This window comes from Sphingomonas sp. CCH5-D11 (assembly GCF_001557395.1).
Taxonomy (GTDB): domain Bacteria; phylum Pseudomonadota; class Alphaproteobacteria; order Sphingomonadales; family Sphingomonadaceae; genus Sphingomonas.
Genome location: NZ_LSKH01000079.1, coordinates 1 through 973, shown reverse-complemented (window position 1 = coordinate 973; position 973 = coordinate 1). Strand labels below are relative to the sequence as shown.

Genomic DNA, 973 nt, shown 5'->3' with positions numbered 1-973 from the left:
ACATAGGGCTTCGGCAGCGGCGGCAGCGGCGATGGCGACGGTGCAGGCGGCAGGGGCGGAGAGGAAACCGGGCCGGAATTCCTGCGTGGCCGGATGCGGACGTCCGATCTGCCAGAGGCGCTGTTCGTCACCGGCTTCACCGGCACCGTGGGCGTCCGCTACATGGTGGCGACCGACGGCCGGGTGCCAATCTGTGAGGTGACGCGCTCCAGCGGGAACGCGGCCGTGGATGACACGACCTGCCGTCTGATCCGCGAGCGCTTCCGCTTCCGCCCTTCCCGCGATGGACGCGGACGGCCGGTCAGGTCGTGGATCGTCGAAAATCACACCTGGGAGGTGGAGGCAGACAGCGTGGACGTGGTGGAAACGCCCCGAAAGCGCCGCGTGCGGATCTGGTAAGCAATCTCACCAGTTTCCCCAGCCCTGCGCCCCTTTCGCATGTTCGGCGATCCGCCGCCGCGTTGCCGGCGTGGCGGCCTCTGGCAGTTGGTCCGGCGCGAACCAGCCGACCTCCGCGATCTCGCGCGGGTCGGCAATCACGATGGATGCCGGATCGGTCACCCCGCAAAGGAAAACGACGACATGATCGTCCTTTCCCTCCCCGCGATTGTGATAGACGCCCTGCACCCGGCGGACGATTACCTCGGAGAGGCCCACTTCCTCCCGCAGCTCACGCCTGATCGCCGTCTCCGCGCTCTCGCCCTTGTCGACGCCGCCGCCCGGCAGGTACCATCCGGCGACATATTGATGCCGTACCAGCGCGATCCGACCGGCATCATCGACCAGCAGCGCGCGCACGCCGAACGTGCGCGGTCGAACGACCTTCCAGTAAAGCCGCATGGCACGCCCGGCGATCCGGTAGCGCCACGCCACCATTGTCAGGCGCCGATGGAAACGCTCAGGAAGGCCGGAACCGGCCCGTTCCAGCCATCATCCGGGCCGTCGTCGACCGGATCGCGCCGCCGACGATACT

General features: G+C 67.9%; 2 protein-coding genes. One reads left to right on the top strand and one right to left on the bottom strand.

From position 1 onward, the window contains the following. The first annotated feature begins 93 nt into the window (after positions 1-93). Positions 94-399: an energy transducer TonB gene (locus tag AX702_RS04620; RefSeq protein WP_066776717.1), complete on the top strand. Its 306-nt coding sequence runs from the start codon at positions 94-96 to the stop codon at positions 397-399. Positions 400-405: 6 nt separating this feature from the next. Here AX702_RS04620 and AX702_RS04615 read toward each other — a convergent pair whose 3' ends face one another. Continuing rightward, a complete protein-coding gene (locus tag AX702_RS04615; RefSeq protein WP_066776715.1) occupies positions 406-876 on the bottom strand; it encodes an NUDIX domain-containing protein in 471 nt (156 codons plus the stop codon). Positions 877-973 lie beyond the last annotated feature (97 nt).

What these genes read in the sequence shown, in the direction of transcription:
- AX702_RS04615 (WP_066776715.1), bottom strand. Translation starts at nt 876, where the DNA reads ATGGTGGCGTGGCGCTACCGGATCGCCGGGCGTGCCATGCGGCTTTAC.
- AX702_RS04620 (WP_066776717.1), top strand. Translation starts at nt 94, where the DNA reads ATGCGGACGTCCGATCTGCCAGAGGCGCTGTTCGTCACCGGCTTCACC.